This is a genomic window from Paenibacillus intestini (assembly GCF_030803945.1).
Lineage (GTDB): Bacteria > Bacillota > Bacilli > Paenibacillales > Paenibacillaceae > Paenibacillus > Paenibacillus polysaccharolyticus.
On record NZ_JAURUN010000001.1, the window covers coordinates 926,215 to 951,337 of the forward strand.

A 25,123-nucleotide genomic window follows, 5' to 3' on the forward strand; every position below is an offset into this window, starting at 1 on the left:
AGAAGATTGCAGACGGGCTTTATCTATTTATGAGGTAAACGATGTCCCTGCTTCGTAGAGAGGAAATCGTGATGTGATTTCGCGCACACAGCCTGATATGTGCTGTTTTACTTTAGTGTTCGTTGGATTTTTAAAAGCAAGCGCGATAAGCTCGGCAATTTCTTTCATCTCCCCAGCACCAAGTCCTCTGGTTGTCATGGCAGGCGTTCCAAACCGAATACCGCTTGTAACTAACGGACCTGCTGTATCATGAGGAATCGAATTTTTGTTTGCCGTGATGCCTACTTCATCCAGCATGATTTGAGCGTCTTTACCCGTAAGACCAACGCTACGCAGATCAACGAGAATGAGATGATTATCAGTACCCCCAGAAACAAGTGAAAGCCCTTCATTGATTAGCGTTTCCGCCATTACTTTAGCATTATTCAGAACGTTGCTCATATATACAGTGAAATCAGATTGCAATGCTTCCCCAAAAGCGACCGCTTTTCCCGCAATAATATGCATAAAAGGCCCGCCCTGCGTTCCGGGAAATACAGCTTTATCGATGGCCTTTGCCCAAGATTCTTTACACAAAATAGCACCTCCACGCGGACCTCGCAGCGTCTTATGTGTCGTGGTTGATACAATATGTGCATGCGGTACGGGGTTAGGGTGTAATCCTGCTGCAACAATGCCCGCAATGTGTGCCATATCTACAAACAGTAAGGCTCCCACTTCGGAAGCAATTTGAGCAAAAATCTCAAAATCAATACGCCTCGGGTATGCACTTCCGCCTGCGACGATCATTCGTGGACGATGTTTGTGAGCCAGTTTTCGAACTTCGTCAAAGTCAATAAGACCTGTTTCTGGATCGACACCGTAGGGAACAAAGTGATAAAATCTTCCTGAAAAATTAACAAGATTCCCATGCGTCAGATGACCGCCATGAGAAAGATTCATTCCAAGAATCGTATCCCCCATCTGGACTGAGGCAAAGTATACTGCCATATTCGCCTGTGAACCGGAATGAGGCTGCACATTCGCATGTTCAGCACCAAATAATTGTTTCAGGCGATGATTAGCAATATCCTCTACCGTATCCACATGCTCGCATCCACCATAATATCTTCTGCCCGAATAACCCTCTGCATATTTATTGGTTAATACGCTGGCCGTGGCCTCCATTACGGCTTGGCTCACAAAATTCTCTGAAGCAATCAGTTCTATCGTATCCCTCTGCCTTGCAAGCTCGTGACGGGTTGCTGCTGCCAAAATTTCATCTTGGCTCTCTATATGTTTTAACATTCTGATCATCATCCCTTCCAGGTTTCTTAACCATTTGTTCCAAGTGGTTTTTTGGCAAATTTAAAATGAATTAGTAGATGCGCCATGACTCCAGCCACAAGTCCCCAAAATGCTCCGCCGATGCCAAACAAAGTTACATTAGCCGCTGTTGCTAAAAATGTAATTAATGCCGTCTCCCGTCCGTTCGGGTCCGCCAGAGCGTTAGCCAGGCTGCCGCCGATCGTTCCAAGTAAAGCTAGCCCTGCTAATGTGGCGATAAAAGCTGCGGGAAGAATCAAAAATAATGCGGCTAAAGTCACGCCAAAAATTCCGACAGTTATGTAGAAGATTCCGCAGGCAATGCCCGCAATATAACGCTTGGACTTATCTTCATGAGCATCTTTCCCTGTGCAAATGGCTGCGGTAATGGCTGCCACGTTAAATGCATGTGAGCCGAATGGTGCAGCGATTAGTGAACCCAGTCCGGTTACCGTTAATATAGGGTTAGCACTCGTTCGAAAACCATCATTGCGGAGGACCAGCATACCTGGCATGTACTGCCCCGTCAGCGTAATAATAAATAACGGCAGGGCCACACCGAGCAACGCTTGAATTGAGAATTCAGGCGCAGTGAATACAGGTAAAGCGACTGCGAGCTGAATGGAACTGAAATCCGTTTTTCCCATAATCACCAGGTAAATCAGACCGAGAACCAATATACCAACGATGGCATAGCGAGATGTAAACCGTTTTAATACGATATAGGCGGTGAACAACAGAATAACCAGTACAGGTTCGACCTTGGCCCCTTCAAACGCGGAGATACCAAACTGGAGTAAAATGCCTGCAAGTAAACCCGAAGCGATCCCTGGCGGGATCAATCGCACGAACCGTTCGAACAAACCAGACATGCCCAAAATGATAAAACCCACGGCTGATATCATATAAGCACCTACGGCTTCTGAATAAGGAGTTACAGCCAGCATGGAGACAAGGAAGGCTGCAGCTGGAGTAGACCACGCAGTAATGATAGGTTCTTTATAGCGGTAACTAAGCCATATCCCCGTGATCCCGACGCCAATCGAAATGGACCATATCCAGGATGCGGTCATTTCCGGGCTCAATCCAGCTGCTTTGGCCGCTTGAAACACAAGAATGAACGTCCCTCCGTAATTGACAATTACAGAAATTAAAGCAGCGGTCACTGGTGATATCAGATCGCGCCCGCGAATCTTATTAGATGCTGTTTTCAATGTAAACCCCTGCCCCTCAACTAATCTTCTATCTTTTTATGTTCGTTCCAGTAATATTCATCGGGCAGATAACGTGGGCCAAACACATTGGTTCCCACACGAACGATGGTCGCTCCCTCTTCAATCGCCATACTGAAATCACCGGACATACCCATCGATAACATTTCCATCTCGACGCGTGGGATGTTTCTCTCTCTGATCTGCATGCTGAGCTGTTTCAACAAGCGAAAACATTGGCGGGTCTCATCAGCTGATGCATGCAGCTTCCCTATCGTCATTAATCCTTTTACATGAAGCGTTTCAAATTGAGACAATTGTTCAACGAGCTCCACTGCATCCTCTGGAGAAGCACCGAATTTACTTTCTTCATAGGACGTATTAATTTGTACAAGAATGTCCATTGTCCGCTGTTCTTTGACAAGCTGATCATGCAAGACCTGCCCGAGCTTCAGACGATCCACCGAATGGATCATTGTCACATACTTAACTACCTCCTTAACTTTATTCGTCTGCAGATGGCCGATAAAATGCCATTCCAACGCTTTGGACTGCTCCATAAGAGGATATTTATCTCGCAGTTCCTGCACCTTGTTTTCTCCAAACAGATGTTCACCTGCCTGCACGGCAATCTGTAACTTCTCCAGCGGTACCGTTTTCGTGGCTAAAAGTAGCTGCACATCGTTAACATTTCGTCCAGAAGCCTTGCAAGCCAGTGCCATTTGTTTTCTAACCATTTTTAAATTTTCTTCAACCGGATAATCCAAGCCGGATGCCCCTTTCCACTCACCATTTGAATGACAGTATAACAATCTATGGATTGAATACATATATCCAAAGATATGATTTTTGAGCAATCCAAAACTCTGCAATATGCAATTGGAGTCACGAATGAGCTTGATTCCAGTTAAACCAACTATAATTCTCACAATAAAAAATCCCGCCTCCGGCTTTCTCAGCCAGAGCGGGATTCATACAATACCTTATAAATATTTGATTATTGATTCACGTTTTCCTTGGTTACCAGCTTCAATTCAGCCGGGATGGATTTCTCCACTTGTTTACCGCTCAGCACATCGAGTGCGGCTTGCAATGCAAGCTGTCCGATCAACTCAGGTTGTTGAGCTACAGTTGCTGTTAGTTTACCATCCTGAATCGATTTAATGGCATCATCATTACCATCAAATCCGATCACCGGGATATCTTTCCCCGAACTTTGGATTGCTTCAATGGCACCAAGAGCCATTTCGTCATTATGGGCAAACACGGCTTGCACTCCTGGATTACCTTGCAATAAGTTCTCCATGACATTCAACCCTTTGGAGCGGTCAAAGTCAGCGGATTGTTTCGCAACCACGTCCAGCTTTTGGTCTGCAATCTCGTGGAAACCTTTGCCACGCTCACGGGTAGCTGATGCACCCGGTACACCTTCAAGTTCAATCACTTTAGCACCTTCACCAAGCTGTTTCACGATATATTCAGCAGCCATGCGTCCACCCTTTGCATTATCGGAAGCAACAAGTGCTGCAACTTCACCTTTATCCGCAGAGCGGTCAAGCGTAATTACTGGAATGCCCACACTATTAGCGGATTGAACCGCTGTAGAGATTGCAGCGGAATCTGCCGGGTTAATCAGCAAAGCATCAACGCCTTGCTGAATCAAATCGTCCACATCATTCGTTTGCTTCGCAGAATCGTTCTGTGCATCTACGACAACAACCTGAATACCTTGTTTCTGTGCTTCGGCTACGACACCATCTTTCAGTGAAACGAAGAACGGGTTGTTCAGTGTCGAGATCGACAAACCGATTTTCTTCTGTTCCTTACCTCCGGCTGACTTTGGTTTCGCCCAGCCTGGCGGCTCCAGCGAACATCCGGCTAGAACAACGATCAGTATCATGCTAACAAGCGTTAGTGTCCATTTTTTCATGTTGTTTTCTCTCCCTTAAGCGGTTTTCTTGCGGTCCAGCAGGACTGCGATAGCAATAACGACACCCTTCACAACCATTTGGTAGAAGGAGTTCACACCGAGCAGGTTCAGACCGTTATTCAGCACACCAATGATCAGCACACCAATCAAAGTACCTACAATGCGTCCGCGGCCGCCGGAAAGGCTTGTTCCGCCCAGCACAACCGCCGCGATGGCATCCAGCTCATAAGATGTACCTGCCGTAGGTTGAGCGGAGTTCAGACGCGATGTCAGAATCGCGCCGGCCAGCGCAGCAAGCATACCTGCAAGGGAGTAGATCATAATTTTGACGCGGGATACTTTGATACCCGAGATGATGGAAGCTTTTTCATTACCGCCGATGGCGTACGTTTTGCGGCCGAAGGCCGTTTTATGCAAAATCGTCCACAGAATTACAAACGTAATCAGCATCGTAATTGCTGGTACTGGAATACCGAGCAAGTATCCGCGTCCAAACAATTGGAACAGCAGGCTATCGCCCAAACCTGTAATCGGATTACCATTGGTATATACCAGTGTCAGACCTCTAAAAATGGTCATCGTTGCAAGGGTTGCGATAAATGGAGCCATGTTACCCTTGGTAATCATCAGTCCATTCACCATACCCATGACTCCACCAAGGGCTACCCCAATGATGATGGACAGGATTGGATCAAGACCGGATAACATCATATTGGCTACGAAGGCACTAGATAGCGCAAGTATAGAACCAACCGACAAGTCAATCCCGCCAGTAAGAATAACAAACGTCATGCCAAATGCAATTAAAGCATTAATGGAAACCTGGCGTAGCAAATTTAGAATATTAAGTGGTTCCAAAAAGCTTGGATTGAGCACGGAAACAATCACAATTAGAATGATTAATCCGAGAAGTGGGCCGAGTTTTTGTGTTACGCTAGACAAGCGGAACCCGCTTTTGGCTGTTTTAGTATTCTGCATCGTTGTCATGTTACTGTCCCCCTGTAGCTAGAGTCATAATGTGTTCTTGTGTCGCTTGTTCCTTCGGTAGAACGCCGGTAATGTGACCTTCATGCACAACGGCAATGCGGTCGCTCATACCCAGCACTTCAGGCAGTTCGGATGAAACCATGATAATAGCTACCCCGCGATCCGTCAGTTCGTTCATGAGCTGATAGATCTCACGCTTCGCTCCAACGTCTACCCCGCGTGTAGGCTCGTCCAGAATGAGCACGCTTGGACCGATACCTACCCATTTGGCAATGACAACCTTCTGCTGGTTCCCACCGGACAAATTCCGGGCTGCGGTTTCCGAGGATTGGGTTTTGATCTGCAACCGTTTGATGAGTGTGTCTACAAACTCCTGCTCTTTCCCATTCGAGATGAAGCCTTTGTTGGAAAAACTGAATAGGTTCGTCAGTGCCATATTTTCACGGATGGAAAAGTCGAGCACCAGCCCTTCATCCTTCCGGTCTTCTGTTATAAAACCGATACCGTGCTTCACCGCATCCGCCGGTTTGCGAATGTTTACCTTTTTGCCACGTATCTTGATTTCTCCGCTGTCCAATCGATCCAGACCAAAGATCGCTCTCATGATCTCCGTACGCCCCGATCCCATCAGACCGGAGAAACCGAGTACTTCACCGGCTTTTACATCAAAGCTGACATTTTCAAATAATCCCTTCCGATTCGCTTCCCTCACCTCAAGCACGACTTCACCATATTTCGGATGACGGGACGGATAACGCTCAGTCAGTTCACGACCTACCATCTTGCGTACAACTTCATCAAAGTTTGTCTCGGGAATGGCTTTGGTATCCACGGTTCGCCCGTCACGCATAATGGTGATGCGATCACAGATCGTGAAAATTTCCTCCATTCGGTGAGAGATGTAAACAACGGATACGCCATTTTTTTGCACAGAACGAATGACCTCAAACAATTTCTGAATTTCACGTTCAGTCAAAGCCGCTGTAGGCTCGTCCATGATAATGACTTTGGCCTCGGTCATAAGCGCTTTAGCTATCTCAATCATCTGCTGCTGTCCGACAGAGCACTCTCCTGCAGGGCGTTCTAGCGGAATGTCCACCGAAAGTTTGGCGAATTGTTCACTAGCAAGCGCTTTCATTTGTTTTGTGTTCAGCAACCCCACGGAGGACGATATCTCTTTACCGATAAACAGGTTATCCAGTACCGTCATCTCAGGCCAGACATTCAATTCCTGGTGAATAAACGTAAGCCCAAGCTGCTCTGCTTCTTTTGGACTACCGAAGTACGTCTCTTTGCCATCAATCTCTATGGTTCCTTGATCCCGTTGGTGCAGACCGATCAAAATGTTCATCAGCGTTGATTTCCCGGCGCCATTCTCCCCCATCAGGGCATGAACCTCGCCTTCTTTTAATTCGAAATCCACACCGCTTAACACTTGATTTGTGCCAAACGCTTTATGGATATTATGCATCTGAATGTGCATGGTGCTGCCTCCTTTTAACCGAAATGAACTCCCGATTGTAAAATGCAATTGGCATACGGTGTAGCCTCGCCTGTACGAATAACGGCCTTCACTTGCCGGGTTAACGCTTTAAACTGCTCATGGTTCTGGCTATCATCTATGATCTGTGAATCAAATTTCTCATTCAGGTACGCAAGTGTCTGCGGATTCCCTTCATGGATTTCACTAGCGATGATCACTTTCTCAATGACCATGTCTTCCGCAATGATGTCCAGCACTTCACGAAAGCTTGGTGTACCAAGTTTGAGTGCCAGATCAATCTTGGGCACACCATCCGGAACGGGCAAGCCCGCATCCGCAATGGCAATTTGATCTGTGTGACCCAGATCAGACAAGATTTTAGAGATGTGACTGTTCAAGATGCCGTTTCTTTTCATTACAAGCTCTCCTCTACTTCGTCCCTGGTTGGCATACCGCCCTGTGCACCAAACTTGGTTACGGATAACGATGCCGCCCGATTGGCAAAACGCACACTGTCCTGAATCGACTTACCCTCAGCCAGAGCGACTGCAAATGCTGCATTAAATGTATCGCCAGCTCCGGTTGTATCTACAGCTTCAACTTTATAGGTTGGCACAAGTACCTCTTCATTACCGTCATAATATCGAACACCCTTACTGCCTTCCGTAATGAATAATTTGTTTGGATGTTGACGTAGCGCTTCCGCAGGCTTCATGCCTTTGAACAAAATTTCGGCCTCATGCTCATTAGGTGTAATATAAGATGCATTGTCGATCACCTCTTGTGGAACCGCACGGGCAGGAGCCGGATTGAGCAGTAAGGGTGTCTTGTATTTGGCACATAATTGGCTGACATGAATCACCGTTTCTTCTGGAATCTCTTGCTGGATCAGCACAATATCCGCGTTACGAATCGCTTCAGCAGCTTCATCCACATAAGCAGGTGTCACTTCGCGATTGGCCGCTTCGACCACCACAATGCTATTATCTCCCTCTGCCAAGATGATATGAGCTGTACCACTCTCCGAATGTGTAACCGGTTTCACATTGCTTGTATTTACACGATTTGCTTTAAAGTTTTCTAAAATGTCTGTACCGAATGTATCATCTCCAACACGGCCGATCATGACAACCTCGGCTCCCAAACGAGCTGCCGCCACAGCTTGGTTGGCGCCTTTCCCGCCGGGTACTGTCTTAAAACTTTCACCAAGCACGGTCTCTCCCGCGCCCGGTCTTCTGGAGGATGTCACAACCAAGTCCATTGAACTGCTACCAATAACACAAATGTTAGCCATCGTTTCTCACCTTTCTCGTTGTTCCCCGTTCAATGAAAGACACGGGCAACTGTATGTTTTTATTCTCCATCTTATTTTGCTCTACTAACTGAATAAGTAATCCTGCTGCTTCTCTGCCCATTTCATATGCTGGCTGCCTGATCGTAGACAATGCCGGTGACAACAATCCACTCATTGGAATATCGTCAAACCCGATAACCTGTACATCATTCGGGACGTTCCTCCCAATCCGGTAAGCTTCATGCAAAACCGCCATTGCGGCGATGTCATTACTGGCAATAACGCCGTCCGTGTCCGGAAATTTTCTGAACAGTTCCTCCGCCCATACACCTGCCTCATTAAATGAAAAAGAGGTGGTTTGAATGACCTCATGATCCAGTCCTGCTTCCCGGATGACTTCAATCGCTCCTTCAAACCGATCTTGAGCCGGCCGAATATGGGATGGTCCTTGCATAACGGTAATTCTTTTGCTGCCCCGTTTGATGATCTCTTTGGCAGCAAGCCTTCCGCCTTCTCTGCCGTCGGCATAGACCGAAGGTCGTTCCAGCGAAGTTCTGTCCAGAAAGACAACGGGAATCTTCAGCTTTTCATATATCGAAGAGTGAGGGTAATTGGTGGATGAGATCACACCCACTACGTTATTCTGGATAAACGTCTGGATGTAATCATGCTCCTTCCGTTCATCCTCATCACTGTTTCCAAATATTAAGCGGTAATCCTGCTCTTGCATCCGATCCTCCACCCCCCGCGCAAGCTGAGGGAAATAAGGATTCGCAATGTCTGGAAGCAGTAGACCAATCAGTTTCGACTTGCGTGTGTATAGTGAACGTGCCACTTCATTCGGTGAAAAGTGAAGTGCCTTGACAGCCTCTTCAACTTTCTTGCGAGTATCTGCGTGCACATAGCCCCTGTCATTAATCACTCTGGATACCGTGGCTACGGATACACCGGCCAGATTTGCTACGTCTTTAATTGTTGTCATGGAATGTTCTCCTTATGTGTAACCGGTTACAGACATAAATTATCACATTATTTTTCATTTGGCAAGCGCTCTGTTGTTGGAAATAAAATCCATACACACTTTTCTCGCGATCATCTCTGTAATTTCTCTCATCACTTCATAACAAGGTTGCCTGCTCCAATCCATTTTTCTTCCAACACAAAAGCAGGTTTTTATGATATGGTCTATAAGGCATGATTGTTTATTCTTACATACAGATGTGCACAACAAGCGAGGAGAAGATTAAGCGTGATCGAGAGAGATTCAACACTCATTAGTCCAAAGGCAACAGAACATACGCAAAGTGAAAGTACAGCACGAGAAAACAAAAATCAAGGGGAACAGGAGAATCTGAGCAAATTAAGCGATCCATTCATTGTGATGCTCATTGCAGGCTTATGCTGCTTATTATGGGGGAGTGCCTATCCTTCCATCAAACTCGGCTATGTTGCTTTTCACATTTTACCCGAAGACATTGCTTCAAAATACGTTTTTGCCGGGTATCGATTCAGTTTGGCAGGTATATTGCTGTTACTTCTATATCGCGTTGGTTTCAGACGCAAGCCAAAGCTTAGCGGACGTGAATGGGCAGGTTTGAGCATGCTAGGCGTACTGCAAACAGGACTGCAATATATGTTTTTTTATGTAGGCGTAGCCAACACCACCGGTGTCAAAGGGTCCATCATGAATGCAACAACGACGTTTTTCAGTGTTGTATTGGCCCATTTTATCTATAAAAATGATAAGCTGAGCCGTAACAAAATCATCGGCTGTGTAATCGGGTTTATTGGAGTCATTATCGTCAACTTTCATGCAGACTTACTTACCTTTTCATTCTCTTTCACAGGAGAAGGATTTATCATTATGGCCGCTCTCGTTTTCTCGGTAACAGCCATTTACGCGAAGCGTTTAACTGGAACAATTGATGTTATGGTGATCACCGGCGTTAGTCTTCTAGTTGGCGGATTGGTGCTGACTCTGCTCGGTCTGTCACTCGGAGGTCAAGTTACTCATTTTACATGGGAATCCACACTGAATCTGGTGTATCTGGCTTTGCTGTCATCCGTGGCCTTTTGCCTGTGGAATCTGCTTCTGAAGTACAACAAAGTAGGCAAAGTATCGGTTTATAATTTCTTAATCCCCATCTTTGGTGCCCTGTTATCCGCATTGTTTCTTGGAGAAACGATCTGGGAACTAAAAAATCTTGTTGCGTTAATATTAGTATCTGTTGGCATTTATCTGGTCAACCGTGTAAACGCACTTCGAATGACAAAAAGCCGCTAATCAGCGGCTTTTGTTTATAATATCACAATATGATCATGTAAGAGGAAACATCTCCCTCTAGTTCCAATTACCTAAACCATAATATCATACTTTCTCCCACGGTAAATGTAAATAATAAGGAGTACGTGGCCCACTCCTTATACCATTAAAACAAACAAAAACCCTGCTGTTTTTCCTTAGCAGGGTCCAAAATAAGTTAATATTAATCAGAATAGCATTCGAGCATACAGCTTTTTATAGGCAAGAATACACTACGTTGCGTAAACGGCGCTGCACATAATGCTCCTGGCTGTTCAAGAGATGTTGTGCATACATCACCGTCAGTCCAGAATCCGGATCGATAATCGCCATACAGCCTGCCGCACCGGCCCATCCAAATTCACCAACCGGACTCAGTGATCCACTGCCTGCTGGGGAGATATGTGTACGAACCCCGAGACCATAACCGTATCCATACATATGATCCCATGAAAAGTCTGGTCGTGTCATGTCATTTAGATGATCGGCTCTCATGAGCTCCACGGAAGCTCGGGACAAAATCCGCACGCCTTCAGGGCTTGTGCCAAATCCGGTCAGTGCATTCAGGAACTTGGCGTAATCGTTCACAGTAGATAACAATCCGGCACCGCCACTATCCAGTTCTGTACCTACACGGAAACCGTTGCCGTCCATTCGTACCGCTTTATCTTGCTCTTCATCAAAAAGATATTGCGGAATCAAACGAGATTGTTGAGCTTCATTCAGGTCAAAGGTGGTATCATGCATACCAAGTGGTTTAATGATCTCATCTTGCAAATACGTGCCGAATCGTTTGCCACTTACGACTTCGACCAGTGCACCAAGCACATCATGACACATGCTATAATTCCAGTGGGTACCCGGCTCAAACATGAGTGGTTCTTTGGCCAAAGCTCTCGCAAACTCTCGCGTTGGCAGTGTTCCATTCGTGCGTTCTACGGCTTCCTTGATACTTGGCGAATGGATATCATATGAAAAACCAGCAGTCATCGTAAATAGATCACGCACCGTTATTGGTCTTGTCGCTTTCTCATAGTACACCTCGCCATTCGGAAGTGCCTTTTTCACCTGCATTTCCTCAAATTCAGGTAAGTACTGAGAAAGCGGGTCAAGTAAAAGGATATCCCCTTTCTCAACCAGTTGCAGTGCAGCAACACAGGTCATAATCTTGGTCATGGAGTACAAATTAAAGATGGCGTTATCCCGAATTGGAGTCTTCTCCTCCAGATTCTCAAATCCATTGCGATACTGGAAAACGGTTTCGTTTTGATGCATAATAAGCACTTCTGCCCATGGAACTCTCCATGAGGTTAAACGATCAATTAATGAAGCAACCGGTTTAAAGTCCATATTTCCCCATCCTTATATGTAAAATTGTGTTGTTTGTGCCATGAAGAGCACTTAGCGAAATATACTTCTCTTCCCTACGACATATACTACTATACGACCTTTTGAACCTGTTGACTAGTTTGATTAAATGTTAATTTCGTCAGGCCAGATATTGCATTTCAAATGGCAAAAAGCCGATCCATAACTGGACCAGCTAATAACCTTAATATCATATTCGCACGTTAATTTGGATAAGATCGTCTATTCTCAACCGATTTCATACGATTCTGGTCATCCGTTACGTGATCCTGACTAAATTCCTGCCCTGCCTCCATCTCACCATGACCGGATACGTTGCGGGAGAAATTGGTAAATTGTCTTTTGTGCTCATCCTGTTCGTGCTTCTGTTTCAAAAGTTCCTGCGGGTCTTGCTTTGTCATCGCACTAACCTCCATATTGAAATGTCTTGTACGTCTTCTCACTACATAAATCGAACTAAAGAGAATTTGCACACCAATCCAGTTCGACTCATATACAAAAGCTTTCCATACAGAAGCCCCACTTATGCAAGTAAATGCAAGTAATCCAGGTTAACGCAAAGGAAAGGAGATCATTCCCAATATGACGCGCCTTCTCTTGTCTTATCCGCTGGGTGTGAACACCCCGGTGTACAAAGGTAATCCTCCCGTCGTGATACAGCAACAATCCAGTATCGCTCAAGGTGATGCCTACAACCAGTTTATTGTCTCAAGCCTTAATCATAATGGTACACATATTGATGCGCCGTGGCATTTTAATCCTCAAGGCAAAAAGATCAGTGAGATTCCGATAGATGATTTTATTTTTACACACCCCGTGGTGATTGATATTCCCAAAAGTGATGATGAGTTGATCACCAAAGCTGATCTGCAGCCTTATGAGCATCAGATCGCTGGAGCTGACCTGCTGCTGATTCGCACGGGATTTGGCAGAATTCGCTCATCTGATCCTGACAGATACGCCAATCATAACCCGGGTTTATCCGCCTCGGCAGCACAGTACCTGATGATTTTCAACTCCTTGCGTGCTATTGGTATCGATATGATATCCGCTGGTGCAGCGAATCATCCAGACGAAGCCGTTGCTTTTCACCAGATTATTCTGGGTAAAGGTCGGGTCGACGGTAAGTACATTCTCGTCATTGAAGATCTGAATCTGAATCAGGATCTTTCCCATATCTCTAGGGTCTACGCGATCCCTCTGTACATTGAAGGCGTCGACAGCAGCTTTGCTACTGTTTTTACGGAAGATTAAGGCTGGCTAGCGGAATGATTATGGTTTTGTGAAAAAAAGATAAGAAAAAGCGCCGACAAGAGGGCTGCTCTTATCAACGCTTGTTCTTAGTGAATGTCTTTCTTCTTGAAATTGCCGCCCTTCACTTCGGCTACATCGTAGACAACAACAAAGGCTGTAGGGTCAATCTCGTTAATGATTTCTTTGATTTTACTCTCTTCCATCCGGTTGATGACACAAGTGATTTCCTTGAACTGCTCGTTGGAGTATCCACCATATGCCTCGGTGTACGTTGCTCCGCGTCCGAGTCGATCACGAATAGTCTCCACCATGACTTCCGGTTGTGTCGTAATAATTTTGAATGTCTTCGAACCGCTCAAACCTTCTTCAACAATATGTATCACTTTAGAGGCAATGAAATAAGCGAGTCCTGACAAAATCGCACCTTGCAGACCAAATACGGTCGAAACAACGATAAATACAAACATGTTCAGGAATAGAATCAGGTCACTCGTTCCGAACGGAAGCTTACGAGATAACAATACGGCAAGCATATCAATCCCATCAAGTGCTCCGCCGTTACGTAGTGCAAGACCCATACCAAAACCGATAATGATACCACCCACAACCGTTACCAGCAACGTGTCCCCTTTAATAATCGTGGGCACATGATGCATCAGACTGGCACTAATCGCCAGTGACGCAATACCAATTACAGAGTAAAGTGCAAAGCTTTTACCAATTTGCTTGTAACCGAGCCACACAAACGGAATGTTTAGCAATCCGATGAGTAATCCGAGTGGCAATCCGAACAAATTCGAGCCGACGATACTGAGACCGGTTACGCCACCATCAGATACCTGGTTTGGAATCAATATGGCCTCCAGACCATAGGCCGTGATGAATCCCCCGATAATGATGAGTAGCGCTTTGGAAAGGATTTTGAGCTGGTTCGACTTGTGTGGTTTGTGTTGATGCATTCCATTTCCCCCTTGATAAACGATAAACACGATAGATTTTAACAAACATAAAAAATAGTCTATAACAAAAATCACACATTTGGCAATAGAAGGGCAATCCAAAAGTTAGTTCAGTCTTCCAATCGCATTCTTTCTACGTTACATTATTTCCCGATAAAGGATCGATATGCCGTGATTTTAAGTTCAAGCATTTCATTCGCCGCATGAAGGGTATTCATCTGATCTTCAACGGCTTTTTTATGGTTCTCGAGCAACTTTAAACGTTCTGGAGCCGTATGCTCACCTTCTTGAAATAAAGAAGCATACTGTTTGATTATCGCAATCGGCATTTGTGTTTCTTTCAGCTTGATGACAAACTGCAGCCATTTAAGATGCGACTCATTATAGCGCCTGTCCCCACTGGAGTCACGCAAAGGAATTATAATTTGTTCCTTCTCATAATAACGCAACGTATGTGCACTGATGCCCAGCATCTCGGCGACTTCTCCGATCGTATGCATGGTTGTTTCACCTCCTCCTTCGGATGGCTTGACTTAGAGTAAACTCTAATCAGTATAATCAATTCGTGGTCATCCCACAATATAGATTGAATTTATCTCAGGAGGAGTTTCATATGAAATATACCGTTATTACCGGTGCCAGCTCAGGTATCGGGTATGAAGCCGCTTTGGCTTTTGCAGCCAGAGGCAAACATCTCATTTTAGCAGCCCGCAGAACCGAAGCTTTGGATTTGTTAAAAAATAAAATCGCCGAACTCAACTCGGAACTCGATGTTGTTGTTCGTACAGTGGATTTGTCCATTGCCGCAGATGTACATGCTTTCTATGAAAGCTTGAAAGGTTACTCCATTGAAACATGGATCAACAACGCAGGCTTTGGCAACTTTGCTTCGGTCGGTGAGCAAAATTTGCCTAAAATCGAGCAAATGCTTCATCTGAATATTGAAGCACTGACGATTCTCTCCACTCTGTATGTTCGGGATTATGCCAATACTCCGGGCACGCAGATTATCAACATCTCTTCAGGAGGCGGCTACACTATTGTTCCAGATGCGGTGACCTATTGTGCCACGAAGTTTTATGTCAGTGCCTTTACCGAAGGGCTAGCACAAGAACTCCAAAGCAAAGGCGCTCCAATGCAAGCCAAAGTGCTGGCACCTGCGGCCACAGAAACTGAGTTTGCTGAACGTGCCTTTGATCTGGATCAGTTCCAGTATGAAGGCCGTGTGCCCAAGTTCCATACAGCCGAGCAAATGGCTGGATTTTTACTCGATCTCTATGACAGCAAACATGTTGTAGGTATTGTGAATGGTCTAACGTATGAATTCGAACTGAAGGACCCAATCTTCCCCTATGCCGCAAGAGCTGCAAGCAAACCTGTCGATTCTAACGAATAATAGAAGTAGCCAAAAAAAGGCTGTCCTCTGGTCACACGAAGCCTGTGACCTTGGACAGCCTTTTACTTGTACTGCACTATTATTACTCTCTATTGTAATATCTCTATATTGCTCGGATATATAATAAAGTATTATGCCAAACGCATTTTGAAATCCTGATATCCGAATTCACGTACAACTTCGCAATCTCCATCTTTGCGTTTAACCGCAATGGCAGGAAGCGGCATGCCGTTAAACGTATTGGTTTTAACCATGGAGTAGATCGCCATGTCTTCAAATACGAGACGGTCGCCTTCTTTCAAAGGCTCATCGAATGAATAGTCGCCAATCACGTCACCAGACAGACATGTTTGACCACCTAGACGATACAGGTGAGCTTTCTCGCCCACTTCACCCGATCCAATCAATGGCGGACGATACGGCATCTCCAGAACATCTGGCATATGACAAGTTGCTGAAGTATCCAAAATGGCAATATCCATGCCATTCTTGTGGAAGTCCAGTACGGAAGTCACCAGATAACCTGCGTTGAGAGCAACCGCCTCTCCCGGCTCCAGATACACTTCCAGACCATAATCATTTTGCATCCGTTTAATACAAGCTTCGAGTCTTGGAATGTCGTAATCTTCACGGGTAATATGGTGTCCTCCGCCGAAGTTAATCCATTCCATCTGCGGCAACCATTGTCCGAACTTCTCAACAAATGCATTCAACGTTGTTTCCAAGTCGTCCGAGTTTTGCTGGCACAGCGTGTGGAAGTGCAGTCCAGACACCCCTTCAAGCAACTCTGCACGGAAATCCTCCTGCTTCGCGCCGAAGCGTGAACCTGGAGCACACGGATCATAGATCTCGTGTCCTTCCTGAGTGGAGCATTCCGGATTCACACGCAAACCAACCTTACAGCCCGCTTGCAGTGCTTTATCCTTGAATTTTGCCAGTTGTGAAAAGGAATTAAAAATGATGTGATCACAGATCGAAACAATCTCATCCATCTCTTCCTCACGAAAAGCCGGAGCAAAGACATGATTCTCTTTGCCCATCTCTTCGTGACCGAGACGCGCTTCATACAAACCGCTCGCAGTCGCACCGCTCAGGTATTCTCCAATAAGCGGATACATCGCCGTCATGGAGAACGCCTTCTGCGCAAGCACGATTTTCGCTCCTGTACGCTGCATTACACCGTTCAGGATTTTCAAGTTTTTCTCAATCAGACCTTCGTCAACAACAAAACAGGGTGTCGGTAATTGCTCGAACCGCATGTTAGCGAACAAGCTCCGATTCTTTAGCTTTAGACTCTTCTGGCAGCTCATCCACGAGAACCGGATTGAAGTCTTCTACCCAAGGAAGTCCCCATTTGTTCAGTTCTTCCATGAACGGGTCCGGGTTGAACTCTTCCACGTTGTATACGCCTGGTTTGTTCCATTTTCCTGTCATCACCATAGCCGCACCGATCATAGCCGGAACACCAGTTGTGTAAGAGATCGCTTGGGAACCTACTTCTTTATAGCACTCTTGGTGGTCACAGATGTTGTATACATAATATGTTTTGTCTTGACCGTCTTTTTTACCTTTGAAGATACAACCGATGTTCGTTTTACCTACTGTACGAGGTCCGAGGGACGCCGGATCAGGCAGAACAGCTTTCAGGAATTGCAAAGGAATGATTTGTTTTCCTTCGAACTCGATCGGCTCGATGGAAGTCATTCCTACGTTTTCCAGAGCTTTCAGGTGAGTCAGATAGCTTTGACCAAATGTCATGAAGAAACGGATACGTTTCAAGCCAGGCATGTTTTTCGCCAGAGACTCCAGCTCTTCATGATACAACAGGTACATATCTTTTTCGCCAACTTCTTTGAAGTCGTACACACGTTTGATTTCCATCGGTTTAGTTTCGATCCATTCACCATTCTCCCAGTATCTGCCGTTCGCAGAAACTTCACGAATGTTGATCTCAGGGTTGAAGTTTGTTGCAAATGGGTAACCATGGTCGCCGCCATTGCAGTCGAGGATATCGATATATTCGATCTCGTCAAAATAGTGTTTCAATGCGTATGCGGAGAATACGCCCGTTACGCCAGGGTCAAATCCGCTACCCAGCAGTGCAGTGATGCCTGCTTTTTCGAAACGCTCTTTGTAATCCCATTGCCAGCTATATTCGAATTTCGCCGTATCTTCCGGCTCATAGTTTGCTGTATCCATGTAGTTTGTTTTCGTAGCCAGGCAAGCATCCATGATCGTCAGATCCTGGTATGGCAATGCCAAGTTCATTACGATATCCGGTTGGAACTCGTTGATCAATGCAATCAGCTCTTCTACATTGTCCGCGTCCACTTGAGCTGTTGTAATTTTTGTTTTGCCGCCATCCAATTTTGCTTTCAGTTCATCACATTTGGATTTGGTACGGCTTGCGATACAGATTTCTTCAAAAACCTCGCTGTTTTGAACGCATTTGTGTACTGCTACAGAAGCTACGCCGCCGGCGCCGATGATTAGTGCTTTTCCCATTTTCTCATTCTCCTATCCCCATAATCAGGTTTTTTAGTTTTTGTTTTTTTCGTAAAATTCCATGACGTTCGCAGTTGTATTGTTTCATTATGCAACGTCCACCCGCTCCTGATACAATAAAAAAAGCAAGGTGAAAAATGTCGCACTTTTGCGCACACCATCACACTTGCTTGTCGATATACATCATAAAAAAGACGTGAAGACTCCTTGACCAAAAAAGTCCATAAGAACCCCTTCAGCGGAAAGCTTCTTCATGTATATCAATATTGGATCAGAGTCTATATAGCAAATAATTCGCCTTTACCACTCTTATTGACCGTTTCACAAGTTGATGTGCAGATGCACTGGTTGTAAAGTAACCAACTTATAAAATTTGAGCTTTGAACTCAATCAATAAGGCAACAGAAGTTGCCAATCGGCATTTGACCCGGCTGTCCGTATGGCCTTAACTCCTTGGTAGAAGTGGTCAAAAATTATCTGCTGGAAAGCTCTAATTCATATTGATAAATCAACTTTCCAAAATCACAGGTATTACACTATCAGACGTTTCCCGAAAAATCAAGAGATATTTTAAAATTTATTTTTTATTTTATTAGATCAGGAATGAACTGTTCATCATAACCTTTAAAGTCAACTTCAGCGTTCTTCACTTGAGATCAAACTTTTCTGCATAAATATGCCCCCTCTTTTATTCAAGTCCACTTCTCACGTAATTATAGATAAAGTCATGACTGTTATATTTTAACTTCAGCCTCTACCCTTCTGTATTGATTTAATCGATATATCCTCCTAATGAAGCCATACTTTTTCGAAAGAACGTTTCTCCATTTGTCAATATAGTTCTCTGATGGTGGTTTACGAATAATTCAAACAATCTACAGGGATGTAATCCAAAGAGCATCAAAGCATGCACTGTGTCTATAAAGTACAAATTTTAAATCGAAATAAGGTGCATATTAATAAACTATTATTGGATATTCATTCACACCATTAATTTGCACAATGAGTAAATTTGCACATTGGGCAAATTGTTGTTATGATTATTTTCACAAAAGAGATACTGTGGATATTTTCCTTTAATCCATCTTAAGGAGGTGAACGCATAGGCGGTATAAATTATGAAACGAACGTTGCGACACTTAAAAAAAGAAGCCACGGAGAAAGCCCTTGCCGGAGTTGCTTTTAATCTGACGCTGGAGCATGGACTAGATGGATTTACGGTAGAAGATATCGTGCGACAGGTCGGATGCTCTCGTAGAACATTTGCCAACTACTTTACGTGCAAGGAAGAAGCTGTTGCGCTTGGAGCTCTATCTGTACCAAATACAGCCGAGCTTGAACATCTGATCACAGAGATTCCGGATCATGCCTCACTGCTGGAAATTATGTATGAACTGGTTAAAATGCAACTCACGTCCGAATTGATTGGCAGACTGCATCAACTTGTCATCTTGTCCCGAACCTATCCCGTGCTTGAACCTCACTATTTGGCAGCGATGCACAGACTGCAAACTCAGGCGCAGGAAACCCTGCTTGACCTGTCGAACGGCCAAAACGACGAAATCTATACTTACTTGTTGATCAGCGCTATTTATGGCACCGTGTTGCCCTTAATTGAAGGAAGACTGAACGTACTGTTGCCCGGTAAGCAAATTCCTGCCGACTCAGGTTCAGATGCAGTCCCGTTTGAGCAGTTTATGGAAACGGTGTTTGATCATTTGCGAAAAGGATTTTAAGCTCCTTCTTTTATCGTCTTTTAATCATAATCCACCATTAGAATTGTCATACTTATAATAGAAGGAGTGTAAAAAAGAGAAATGTCTACCTTATTATATAAAATAGGAAAAACTGCTTTTCGCAAGCCGGGATATTTTATTATTGGCTGGGTGATCATTCTGGGGATCGTCATCTCCATGATCAGTATCAACGGCGTGCACATCAGCTCGGAAATGAAAATTGAAGGAACAGAATCACAGAAAGTTTTGGATCAGCTTGCAAAAGAACTGCCTGCCGCCTCTGGCGGTCAAGGAAGCGTTGTGTTCAAAGCGCCGGACAACGAGCGGCTGGATACACCTGAACGTACCGCTGCCATTATGAAAGGTGTCAGCGAAGTATACGGGCTGGACAAAGTGATTAATCCAGCCGACTATGCTGCTGCGCAAGCGAACAACTCAGGGGCATCTGCGGACGCGGCTCAAGCGATGAACATGGCCCAGTCGGCTACAGCCTCGCCGCCTCCATACGGTCCATTCATGGTGAACAACGTTCCCGTGCCAGGTTTGTTAATCTCATCGGATGGTAGCACAGCACTGTTTCAGTTCCAATTCACGATTGAACAGTCTGCTATTACGCAAGATGTGTTTGATTCTGTTATTCAATCGGTCATGAAAGTTGAAGAAGGCACACAGATTAAGGTATTGCCTGGTGAAACGCTTAAATCCGTATCCATCGGGGTTGGTTCCGCCGAAATTGTAGGGCTGGTTATCGCGGTCATCGTACTGCTCATTACCCTTGGTTCCGTTGTTGCAGCAGGCCTGCCACTGATCACAGCCCTTCTTGGTGTCGCTATTGGGGTTGGGGGAGCATTCTCGATCTCCAAATTTGTTGATATGCCAAGTGTGACATCCGTTTTGGCTCTAATGGTAGGTTTGGCTGTCGGCATCGACTATGCACTTTTCATCGTCAATCGTCAGCGCCGGATGATTATTGACCAACGCCTAAGCGCACAGGAAGCTACAGCGCGGGCAATTGGCACATCAGGCAGTGCTGTATTTTTTGCCGGCTTAACCGTCATTATTGCCCTCTGCGGTATGCTCGTCATCGGACTCACTTTCTTGTCCACGATGGCACTCGTCGCAGCGGCAACGGTACTGATCAACGTATTCGTTGCATTAACCTTACTGCCAGCCTTGCTCGGCCTTGTTGGTGAACGAATCTGCTCGAAGAAAGCTCGTGCGAAAGCTATTAACTCATCAGAAGCGTCAAGTCATGGCGTGGCTAACAGATGGGTCAAATTCGTTATTAAACATCGCTGGGCAACCGTTATTGCGATTATCCTTGTCCTTGGTTTTGCCGCAACTCCGATTACTAAAATGGAAATGGGCATTCCGGGAGCTTCCTCAGCAAACCTGGATACGGATGCAAGACAGAGCTATGATGCCATTTCGAAAGGTTTTGGTGAAGGCTTTAACGGGCCGCTAATCCTGGTGGCCGAACCACGTAATGCCTCTGCCAAAATGACACCAGAGCTTCTGGGTGGACTCGCCATGGAGTTGCAGGGTCAGAATAACGTGGCTCAAGTCTCTCCTTTAGGGATGACGGAGGATTTGGCTATTTTCAGTCTCATTCCCAAGACAGGTCCTAACGATCAATTGACTAAGACGTTGGTTAACGACCTGCGGTCAGCAGACTCTAATATGGCTAAGACCTATGACGTCAAACTTGGCGTAACCGGACTTACCGCCGTAAATATTGATATGTCCGCCAAGCTGGCTCAGGTTTTCCCGATCTATGTAGGTATCATCATTCTACTTTCATTGATTATCTTGTTGCTTGTGTTCCGTTCGATCATCGTTCCGATCAAAGCAACGATTGGTTTCCTGCTTAGCATTCTAGCTACATTCGGCATGACAACCGCAGTGTTCCAATGGGGCTGGTTGCACTCCCTTTTTGGTTTCGATACAGGCGGCCCGTTACTCAGCTTCATGCCTATAATCGTAACCGGGATTCTCTACGGTCTTGCCATGGATTATCAGGTATTCTTGGTTAGCTCGATGCGCGAATCCTATGTTCATGGTCACCGTGGAACGGAATCCGTTATACATGGTTATAATCAGGTTAGTCGTGTCGTTGTTGCCGCTGCGGTTATCATGGTTTCCGTATTCGCTGGTTTTATCTTTACTGATGATGTCATGATTAAACAGATCGGCTTCACACTCGCGGTAGGTATTTTAGTTGATGCTTTTATCATTCGCATGGCTCTGGTTCCGGCCATTATGGCGATGTTTGGCGATAAAGCTTGGTCTCTTCCGAAATGGCTGGATCGCATCCTGCCTAATCTCGATGTGGAAGGCGAAAAACTGATTGCTTCCCTCAATGCCCAAAACGAAGTTAAGTCACAGTCGGGTTCCAAATCATAACGGATTTTCAATAATATATCTTCAACAAAAGACCTCCTCAGTTCATGAGGAGGTCTTTACATTAAGCCTATTATCTAACACAATACTATCTAACCCAAACAACGCGACTTCTAAATACATGCTATAGCATGTATTTAGAATACTTTAACTCTCTATCTTAAATTCACCTAATCCTCTCGAACATTCATGTACAGCTTCTCTAATATTGCCTTTAATTGCTCCAGTTCCTCAGGCTCTATCCCCCGTGTAACATAGTTATGAGCGTCTTGGACCGTTAACAACAACTTTTCTTTCACTTCTTCTCCTTTGGGAGACAAATATAAATGGTGTGAACGTTTATCTTGATCATTAACGATACGTTGAACCATTCCTTTACGCTCTAATGAATGGATCATTCGAACGACAGTCGTTTGATCCCGATCGATAGCCTCTGCCAACTCTTTTTGAGTCGTAGCTTTATCGAGATCCATATAAGAAATAATACTCCATTGTTCAGGCGTGACCTCGTAAGGTTTCAATTGTTTGATAAAATAATTCGTAAGCTTGAGATCTGTCCGGTGAATTAAAAAACCAGTCACATTGTATAAGTCCATTGTTGTACCCTCATTCATCATTTTCTTACACCCAATTATAGGTGATCTGAACGAATGTTACAAACGACACTCATCAATGAATGAGCTGGCTAAACTGATTTTCAATCAGATGCTTACTTAATTAATCGATTTCAAATTTATATCCTAACCCCCATATCGTTTTGATCATAGAGGAGGAACCCGCCGAAATGTCATCCAGCTTTTCCCGAACTCGTTTGATGTGTGTGTCTACGGTACGATAGTCCACACTATAATCATAGTTCCATACATTTTGAAGTATATTCTCTCTCGAAAACAACTTATCTGGTGACGTCGCTAAATAAAATAACAATTCGTATTCTTTAGGAGTTAAATGAATCTCTTTCCCCCTAGAAGACAATTTGTGATCGTCTTCCAATATGAAATCACGCAATTTCAATCTTCGATAAAAAGTAAGGTTTTCGTGATTCCCCGCTTGTCTTCTCCGAACGACACTTCTAATACGATGAACGACTTCACGTGGACTAAACGGTTTGGTGACATAATCATCCGCTCCTAACTCAAAACCTTGAATAACATCCTCTGCACTATCTTTTGCAGTTAAAATTAAGATGGGAGTTGTCTTATATTGACGTATTCTTGAAGTTACGAAAAAGCCATCCATGCTAGGTAACATGACATCAAGGATCAACAGATCGTAGTCATAACGAAGTGCTTTTTCCAGACCAATCTCTCCTGTGGTAGCTTCATCTACTTCGAAACCTTCTCTCTCTAAATACAACCGTAGAAGATTTCGAATTCTCAGCTCATCTTCAACAATTAGAATTTGTTGGGATTGTAGTCCCATCTTACGTCTCCTCCTTATTCAGCGCTTAGAAGAAATAATACAGTGATACAATCAAGCTAAGAACGAATAGAACAATGGCAGGAATGGCTTTTTGTATAGGATCTTTAGCTAAAACAATCAAAGTAAAGGCTCCAGCAATCATTGTACCCCCCAGTAACAATCCTGCCCAAAATGCAACACCAGGTACCCATATGCCAGCAAGCATACCCATAGCTCCAACAATCTCAAACGATCCGGTCAAAATATTAAAGAATGAAGGCAATCCAAAACGTTTGAATTCATCGGCCATCTTCCCCGAAATAATTTTGCTTCCTGTAACCAGGAAAAAGAGGCCTAACAGAACCTGTAAAACCGTAATAAAAATGAACATCGCTATCCTTCTTTCATTCGTTATTACATATAGATCGCGCAAATCAATTACATGCTATACCATGTATCTGGTCTGTGACTCTGCTTATGAAAAAGGTTATTTAGTTGCACTGACAGCTCTCACGTTTAACAACAACCATCAATCCCATTGGCATTCTATATGCTATAGCATATATTTTGTTTTAAATTTAATCTAATGTCAACCCCGGAGTATAACTTTATTGAAATGTAACCATTCATACGTTATCTCGAATAAAAAAATAAGAATCACTTTCAAGCGTATGCTCTAATCTATACTCGAAAGTGATTTTTGTGTTCAACCTTTCATATCCATCGAACTAGAATCAAGCCGTAATGTCCTGCACAGGGCTCTTAAATCGTGCTGAACTGCATGCTCTGACGAAAGCTGCAAATAACTGCTGACTGTACCCGTCCACGGCATAACTATACTCCGGATGCCACTGAACAGCGAGTACAAACGAATAACCTGGCATGACGACAGATTCAACTAATCCATCCTCCGCAATGGCAACAGCCACTAATTGATCCGACAACATTTTGATGCCCTGATGGTGATAGCTGTTAACCTGAATCTGATCCGTCTGCAAGATATCATGAAGCAGATTATCTTTTTCAATATGTACGGAATGTACGAGATTCGTATACGGGGGTTTTTGTTGATGAATAATCTTAGGCTTTGCATCCATATCTGTCGGGATATCCTGATATAACGTTCCGCCTAAAATCACGTTAAACAGCTGTAATCCACGGCATATGCCGAAGGCTGGTTTACCAAGCGCTATCACTTTTTTAAACAGAATAACCTCCATCTGATCCCGCTCCATACACAACTCACCACAGACGCTCTGCATCCGCTCATCATAAAGTTCCGGATTAACATCATGGCCACCAGTAAACAGAAATCCGTCAAAGGTGTGCGCTAGCGCTGCGATAATGTCCTCGTCTGTCGTTAATGGCAACATGACCGGTATACCACCTGAATCTTCAATGGCCTTCATATAGTCAGGAAGCATCCAGTAACTTTTTTTGTCCGTATCGTATAAAGGCAGTACCCCTATCATCGGTTTGTTCATCCCAAGCCACCTCCTGTTTTATATTGGATTCAACGCTTCATTTATCGTTTATATCGTATCGGTATTTACATTCAAGTTTGTTTTATTCTATCAGAGTTTCCGCTTTAC

Annotated in this window: 24 protein-coding genes; 5 read left to right on the forward strand and 19 right to left on the reverse strand. The window is 44.5% G+C overall.

Translation table 11 applies throughout. From position 1 onward, the window contains the following. Positions 1–27: 27 nt before the first annotated feature. The 9 genes from glyA to J2T16_RS03990 form a co-directional block, all read right to left on the reverse strand. Positions 28–1,287 (reverse strand): serine hydroxymethyltransferase, encoded by a 1,260-nt coding sequence (gene glyA, locus J2T16_RS03950; protein ID WP_221788722.1) that lies wholly within the window; start codon positions 1,285–1,287, stop codon positions 28–30. A gap of 26 nt (positions 1,288–1,313) precedes the next feature. Beyond that, complete coding sequence (locus J2T16_RS03955; protein ID WP_221788721.1) at positions 1,314–2,519, reverse strand: benzoate/H(+) symporter BenE family transporter; 1,206 nt, start codon at positions 2,517–2,519, stop codon at positions 1,314–1,316. Between the two features lie 20 nt (positions 2,520–2,539). Then, positions 2,540–3,283 (reverse strand): YggS family pyridoxal phosphate-dependent enzyme, encoded by a 744-nt coding sequence (locus tag J2T16_RS03960; protein ID WP_090915889.1) that lies wholly within the window; start codon positions 3,281–3,283, stop codon positions 2,540–2,542. A gap of 230 nt (positions 3,284–3,513) precedes the next feature. Then, complete coding sequence (gene rbsB / locus J2T16_RS03965) at positions 3,514–4,446, reverse strand: ribose ABC transporter substrate-binding protein RbsB (RefSeq protein ID WP_090915885.1); 933 nt, start codon at positions 4,444–4,446, stop codon at positions 3,514–3,516. Positions 4,447–4,461: 15 nt separating this feature from the next. After that, complete coding sequence (locus J2T16_RS03970) at positions 4,462–5,424, reverse strand: ABC transporter permease subunit (RefSeq protein ID WP_418792753.1); 963 nt, start codon at positions 5,422–5,424, stop codon at positions 4,462–4,464. Between the two features lie 10 nt (positions 5,425–5,434). After that, complete coding sequence (locus J2T16_RS03975) at positions 5,435–6,916, reverse strand: sugar ABC transporter ATP-binding protein (protein WP_221788719.1); 1,482 nt, start codon at positions 6,914–6,916, stop codon at positions 5,435–5,437. Positions 6,917–6,930: 14 nt separating this feature from the next. Next, entirely contained in the window at positions 6,931–7,332 is a 402-nt protein-coding gene (rbsD, locus tag J2T16_RS03980; RefSeq protein WP_154889159.1) for a D-ribose pyranase, read from the reverse strand. After that, a complete protein-coding gene (gene rbsK, locus J2T16_RS03985) occupies positions 7,332–8,210 on the reverse strand; it encodes a ribokinase (RefSeq protein ID WP_221788718.1) in 879 nt (292 codons plus the stop codon). The genes rbsD and rbsK overlap by 1 nt, the downstream gene beginning before the upstream one ends. After that, positions 8,203–9,192 (reverse strand): LacI family DNA-binding transcriptional regulator, encoded by a 990-nt coding sequence (locus J2T16_RS03990; protein WP_221788717.1) that lies wholly within the window; start codon positions 9,190–9,192, stop codon positions 8,203–8,205. The genes rbsK and J2T16_RS03990 overlap by 8 nt, the downstream gene beginning before the upstream one ends. A gap of 267 nt (positions 9,193–9,459) precedes the next feature. On the opposite strand from J2T16_RS03990, the gene J2T16_RS03995 reads away from it, so the two are divergent. After that, positions 9,460–10,494, forward strand: a complete 1,035-nt coding sequence (locus J2T16_RS03995) for a DMT family transporter (RefSeq protein ID WP_312027613.1) — start codon at positions 9,460–9,462, stop codon at positions 10,492–10,494. Positions 10,495–10,728: 234 nt separating this feature from the next. Here J2T16_RS03995 and J2T16_RS04000 read toward each other — a convergent pair whose 3' ends face one another. Together J2T16_RS04000 and J2T16_RS04005 are read right to left on the reverse strand one after the other, a co-directional pair. Next, a complete protein-coding gene (locus J2T16_RS04000) occupies positions 10,729–11,862 on the reverse strand; it encodes a serine hydrolase domain-containing protein (protein WP_090915870.1) in 1,134 nt (377 codons plus the stop codon). A gap of 221 nt (positions 11,863–12,083) precedes the next feature. Further along, positions 12,084–12,281, reverse strand: coding sequence for a hypothetical protein (locus J2T16_RS04005; RefSeq protein WP_145330658.1), 198 nt, complete (start codon positions 12,279–12,281; stop codon positions 12,084–12,086). Between the two features lie 181 nt (positions 12,282–12,462). Between J2T16_RS04005 and J2T16_RS04010 the strand changes: the two genes are divergently transcribed. Further along, positions 12,463–13,134, forward strand: coding sequence for a cyclase family protein (locus J2T16_RS04010; RefSeq protein WP_090915866.1), 672 nt, complete (start codon positions 12,463–12,465; stop codon positions 13,132–13,134). Between the two features lie 86 nt (positions 13,135–13,220). Here the strand turns inward: J2T16_RS04010 and J2T16_RS04015 are convergent, their stop codons facing one another. Beyond that, a complete protein-coding gene (locus J2T16_RS04015; RefSeq protein ID WP_090915864.1) occupies positions 13,221–14,093 on the reverse strand; it encodes a YitT family protein in 873 nt (290 codons plus the stop codon). A gap of 143 nt (positions 14,094–14,236) precedes the next feature. Further along, the gene (locus tag J2T16_RS04020) at positions 14,237–14,593 is read right to left on the reverse strand and encodes a MerR family transcriptional regulator (RefSeq protein WP_090915862.1); all 357 of its coding nucleotides are present in this window, start codon (positions 14,591–14,593) and stop codon (positions 14,237–14,239) included. Between the two features lie 113 nt (positions 14,594–14,706). Between J2T16_RS04020 and J2T16_RS04025 the strand changes: the two genes are divergently transcribed. After that, positions 14,707–15,489, forward strand: a complete 783-nt coding sequence (locus tag J2T16_RS04025; protein WP_221788715.1) for an SDR family NAD(P)-dependent oxidoreductase — start codon at positions 14,707–14,709, stop codon at positions 15,487–15,489. Positions 15,490–15,620: 131 nt separating this feature from the next. Here J2T16_RS04025 and nspC read toward each other — a convergent pair whose 3' ends face one another. Together nspC and J2T16_RS04035 are read right to left on the reverse strand one after the other, a co-directional pair. Further along, positions 15,621–16,748 carry a carboxynorspermidine decarboxylase gene (gene nspC, locus J2T16_RS04030; protein ID WP_154889175.1) on the reverse strand — a complete coding sequence of 376 codons (1,128 nt, stop codon included), beginning with the start codon at positions 16,746–16,748 and terminating at the stop codon, positions 15,621–15,623. A gap of 1 nt (position 16,749) precedes the next feature. After that, positions 16,750–17,994, reverse strand: a complete 1,245-nt coding sequence (locus J2T16_RS04035) for a saccharopine dehydrogenase family protein (RefSeq protein ID WP_154889177.1) — start codon at positions 17,992–17,994, stop codon at positions 16,750–16,752. A 1,118-nt stretch (positions 17,995–19,112) separates the two neighbouring features. Here J2T16_RS04035 and J2T16_RS04040 point away from each other — a divergent pair. Next, positions 19,113–19,730, forward strand: a complete 618-nt coding sequence (locus J2T16_RS04040) for a TetR/AcrR family transcriptional regulator (protein ID WP_260510875.1) — start codon at positions 19,113–19,115, stop codon at positions 19,728–19,730. A gap of 81 nt (positions 19,731–19,811) precedes the next feature. Beyond that, on the forward strand, positions 19,812–22,133 hold the full coding sequence (locus J2T16_RS04045) for an MMPL family transporter (protein WP_499017797.1): 2,322 nt from the start codon (positions 19,812–19,814) through the stop codon (positions 22,131–22,133). A gap of 167 nt (positions 22,134–22,300) precedes the next feature. On the opposite strand, the gene J2T16_RS04050 is transcribed toward J2T16_RS04045, so the two are convergent. The 4 genes from J2T16_RS04050 to J2T16_RS04065 form a co-directional block, all read right to left on the reverse strand. After that, positions 22,301–22,726 carry a MarR family winged helix-turn-helix transcriptional regulator gene (locus J2T16_RS04050; protein ID WP_499017798.1) on the reverse strand — a complete coding sequence of 142 codons (426 nt, stop codon included), beginning with the start codon at positions 22,724–22,726 and terminating at the stop codon, positions 22,301–22,303. 121 nt (positions 22,727–22,847) lie between these two features. Continuing rightward, positions 22,848–23,552, reverse strand: a complete 705-nt coding sequence (locus tag J2T16_RS04055) for a response regulator transcription factor (protein ID WP_499017799.1) — start codon at positions 23,550–23,552, stop codon at positions 22,848–22,850. A 25-nt stretch (positions 23,553–23,577) separates the two neighbouring features. Further along, positions 23,578–23,928, reverse strand: coding sequence for a DoxX family protein (locus J2T16_RS04060; RefSeq protein WP_221788810.1), 351 nt, complete (start codon positions 23,926–23,928; stop codon positions 23,578–23,580). 337 nt (positions 23,929–24,265) lie between these two features. After that, positions 24,266–25,015 carry a gamma-glutamyl-gamma-aminobutyrate hydrolase family protein gene (locus tag J2T16_RS04065; RefSeq protein ID WP_499017800.1) on the reverse strand — a complete coding sequence of 250 codons (750 nt, stop codon included), beginning with the start codon at positions 25,013–25,015 and terminating at the stop codon, positions 24,266–24,268. Between the last annotated feature and the right edge of the window lie 108 nt (positions 25,016–25,123).

What these genes read in the sequence shown, in the direction of transcription:
- J2T16_RS04065 (WP_499017800.1), bottom strand. Translation starts at nt 25,015, where the DNA reads ATGAACAAACCGATGATAGGGGTACTGCCTTTATACGATACGGACAAA.
- rbsD (WP_154889159.1), bottom strand. Translation starts at nt 7,332, where the DNA reads ATGAAAAGAAACGGCATCTTGAACAGTCACATCTCTAAAATCTTGTCT.
- J2T16_RS04010 (WP_090915866.1), top strand. Translation starts at nt 12,463, where the DNA reads ATGACGCGCCTTCTCTTGTCTTATCCGCTGGGTGTGAACACCCCGGTG.
- J2T16_RS03990 (WP_221788717.1), bottom strand. Translation starts at nt 9,192, where the DNA reads ATGACAACAATTAAAGACGTAGCAAATCTGGCCGGTGTATCCGTAGCC.
- J2T16_RS04055 (WP_499017799.1), bottom strand. Translation starts at nt 23,552, where the DNA reads ATGGGACTACAATCCCAACAAATTCTAATTGTTGAAGATGAGCTGAGA.
- J2T16_RS04025 (WP_221788715.1), top strand. Translation starts at nt 14,707, where the DNA reads ATGAAATATACCGTTATTACCGGTGCCAGCTCAGGTATCGGGTATGAA.
- J2T16_RS03970 (WP_418792753.1), bottom strand. Translation starts at nt 5,424, where the DNA reads ATGCAGAATACTAAAACAGCCAAAAGCGGGTTCCGCTTGTCTAGCGTA.
- nspC (WP_154889175.1), bottom strand. Translation starts at nt 16,748, where the DNA reads ATGCGGTTCGAGCAATTACCGACACCCTGTTTTGTTGTTGACGAAGGT.
- J2T16_RS04050 (WP_499017798.1), bottom strand. Translation starts at nt 22,726, where the DNA reads ATGGACTTATACAATGTGACTGGTTTTTTAATTCACCGGACAGATCTC.
- J2T16_RS04035 (WP_154889177.1), bottom strand. Translation starts at nt 17,994, where the DNA reads ATGGGAAAAGCACTAATCATCGGCGCCGGCGGCGTAGCTTCTGTAGCA.
- J2T16_RS04015 (WP_090915864.1), bottom strand. Translation starts at nt 14,093, where the DNA reads ATGCATCAACACAAACCACACAAGTCGAACCAGCTCAAAATCCTTTCC.
- J2T16_RS04005 (WP_145330658.1), bottom strand. Translation starts at nt 12,281, where the DNA reads ATGACAAAGCAAGACCCGCAGGAACTTTTGAAACAGAAGCACGAACAG.
- rbsB (WP_090915885.1), bottom strand. Translation starts at nt 4,446, where the DNA reads ATGAAAAAATGGACACTAACGCTTGTTAGCATGATACTGATCGTTGTT.
- J2T16_RS04045 (WP_499017797.1), top strand. Translation starts at nt 19,812, where the DNA reads ATGTCTACCTTATTATATAAAATAGGAAAAACTGCTTTTCGCAAGCCG.
- rbsK (WP_221788718.1), bottom strand. Translation starts at nt 8,210, where the DNA reads ATGGCTAACATTTGTGTTATTGGTAGCAGTTCAATGGACTTGGTTGTG.
- J2T16_RS04040 (WP_260510875.1), top strand. Translation starts at nt 19,113, where the DNA reads ATGAAACGAACGTTGCGACACTTAAAAAAAGAAGCCACGGAGAAAGCC.
- glyA (WP_221788722.1), bottom strand. Translation starts at nt 1,287, where the DNA reads ATGTTAAAACATATAGAGAGCCAAGATGAAATTTTGGCAGCAGCAACC.
- J2T16_RS03975 (WP_221788719.1), bottom strand. Translation starts at nt 6,916, where the DNA reads ATGCACATTCAGATGCATAATATCCATAAAGCGTTTGGCACAAATCAA.
- J2T16_RS04000 (WP_090915870.1), bottom strand. Translation starts at nt 11,862, where the DNA reads ATGGACTTTAAACCGGTTGCTTCATTAATTGATCGTTTAACCTCATGG.
- J2T16_RS04020 (WP_090915862.1), bottom strand. Translation starts at nt 14,593, where the DNA reads ATGCATACGATCGGAGAAGTCGCCGAGATGCTGGGCATCAGTGCACAT.